Source organism: Streptomyces sp. SAS_281 (assembly GCF_052542855.1).
This window is the reverse complement of record NZ_JBMNDO010000052.1, coordinates 52,662-54,560: the sequence shown is the minus strand read 5'-3', so window position 1 is coordinate 54,560 and position 1,899 is coordinate 52,662. Positions and strand designations below refer to the sequence as shown.

Genomic DNA, 1,899 nt, shown 5'->3' with positions numbered 1-1,899 from the left:
GTCCGGTCGGTACCAGGGCCCGCGGTCCCGGCACCGCCCGGACGGGAGGCTCCCGGCCGGTCGTCCGGAAGGAGGGACGTCGATGAGTACGAAGGACTTCGTCGAGAAGGACTACTACAAGGTTCTCGGCGTCCCCAAGGACGCCACCGACGCCGAGATCAAGAAGGCGTACCGGAAGCTCGCCCGCGAGTTCCACCCGGACGCCAACAAGGGCGACGACAAGGCGGAGGAGCGCTTCAAGGAGATCTCCGAGGCGAATGACGTCCTCGGTGACGCCAAGAGGCGCAAGGAGTACGACGAGGCGCGCGCCCTCTTCGGCAACGGCGGCTTCCGCGCCGGCCCCGGCGGCGCCCAGGGCAACTTCAACTTCGACCTGGGGGACCTCTTCGGAGGCGCTCCGGGCGGGGGCCAGGGCGGCGCCGGCGGTTTCGGCGGCGGCGGCCTCGGTGACGTCTTCGGCGGCCTCTTCAACCGCGGCGGCGGCGCCGGTACGAGGGTGCAGCCGCGGCGCGGCCAGGACATCGAGTCCGAGGTGACGCTGAGCTTCACCGAGGCGGTCGACGGGGCCACGGTCCCGCTCCGGATGTCCAGCCAGGCCCCCTGCAAGGCGTGCTCCGGCACCGGCGACAAGAACGGCACGCCCAGGGTGTGCCCGACCTGCGTCGGCACCGGTCAGGTCTCGCGCGGCAGCGGCGGCGGCTTCTCGCTCACCGACCCGTGCGTGGACTGCAAGGGCCGCGGCCTCATCGCCCAGGACCCCTGCGAGGTCTGCAAGGGCAGCGGCCGGGCCCGCTCCTCGAACACCATGCAGGTGCGCATCCCGGCGGGCGTCTCGGACGGGCAGCGCATCCGGCTGCGCGGCAAGGGCGCCCCGGGCGAGCGCGGCGGACCGGCCGGCGACCTGTACGTCGTGGTCCACGTCGACGCCCACCCGGTCTTCGGCCGCAAGGGCGACAACCTCACCGTCACGGTGCCCGTCACCTTCACGGAGGCGGCGCTCGGCGGCGAGGTGAAGGTGCCGACGCTCGGAGGCCCGTCCGTGACCCTCAAGCTACCCGCCGGTACGCCGAATGGGCGTACGATGCGGGCCCGCGGCAAGGGCGCGGTCCGCAAGGACGGCACGCGGGGCGACCTCCTGGTCACTGTCGAGGTGACCGTGCCCACGGACCTCGGTACCGAGGCCAGGGCCGCGCTGGAGGCATACCGCAAGGCGACCGCGGGGCATGACCCGAGGGCGGAGCTGTTCCAGGCGGCGAAGGGAGCTTGAGGTGGACGGCCGACGGCGTAATCCTTACGAACTGACCGACGAGTCCCCGGTGTACGTGATCTCGATCGCGGCCCAGCTCTCGGGTCTGCATCCGCAGACACTGCGCCAGTACGACCGCCTCGGCCTGGTCTCCCCGGACCGTACGGCCGGACGCGGCCGGCGCTACTCGGCCCGCGACATCGAGCTGTTGCGTACGGTGCAGCAGCTGTCGCAGGACGAGGGCATCAACCTCGCCGGCATCAAGCGCATCATCGAGCTGGAGAACCAGGTCGCGGCGCTCCAGCAGCGCGTCGCCGAACTCTCGGCGGCCGTGGACGGAGCCGCGGCGGCCATGCAGCAGCGCGAGGCCCAGGTCCACGCCTCGTACCGGCGCGACCTGGTCCCGTACCAGGACGTGCAGCAGACCAGCGCCCTGGTGGTCTGGCGCCCCAAGCGCCCCAAGGACTGACCCCGCGCCACGCGGCCCGTCACCCCGGTTCTCCCGGCGTGGCGGGCCGCTTCGCGTATTCCGGCGGTACGGGGCCGGCGGGGCCCTCCGCGAGGCCGGACTGGACGAGGAGGGCGCCGAGGTGGGTGCGGCTGGTGGCGTTGAGGGTGTGCATGAGCTTGGCGATGTGGGCGCGGCAGGTGCG

Annotated in this window: 2 protein-coding genes and 1 pseudogene; 2 read left to right on the top strand and 1 reads right to left on the bottom strand. The window is 72.6% G+C overall.

The window, feature by feature from the left end; translation table 11 throughout:
* Nucleotides 1-82: 82 nt before the first annotated feature.
* Both dnaJ and ACN6LM_RS20755 read left to right on the top strand, forming a co-directional pair.
* Nucleotides 83-1,267 (top strand): molecular chaperone DnaJ, encoded by a 1,185-nt coding sequence (dnaJ, locus tag ACN6LM_RS20760; RefSeq protein ID WP_445066871.1) that lies wholly within the window; start codon nucleotides 83-85, stop codon nucleotides 1,265-1,267.
* Nucleotide 1,268: 1 nt separating this feature from the next.
* Nucleotides 1,269-1,715, top strand: coding sequence for a heat shock protein transcriptional repressor HspR (locus ACN6LM_RS20755; protein WP_018522258.1), 447 nt, complete (start codon nucleotides 1,269-1,271; stop codon nucleotides 1,713-1,715).
* A 19-nt stretch (nucleotides 1,716-1,734) separates the two neighbouring features.
* Here ACN6LM_RS20755 and ACN6LM_RS20750 read toward each other — a convergent pair.
* A pseudogene (locus ACN6LM_RS20750) lies at nucleotides 1,735-1,899 on the bottom strand (helix-turn-helix transcriptional regulator); the annotation flags it as partial.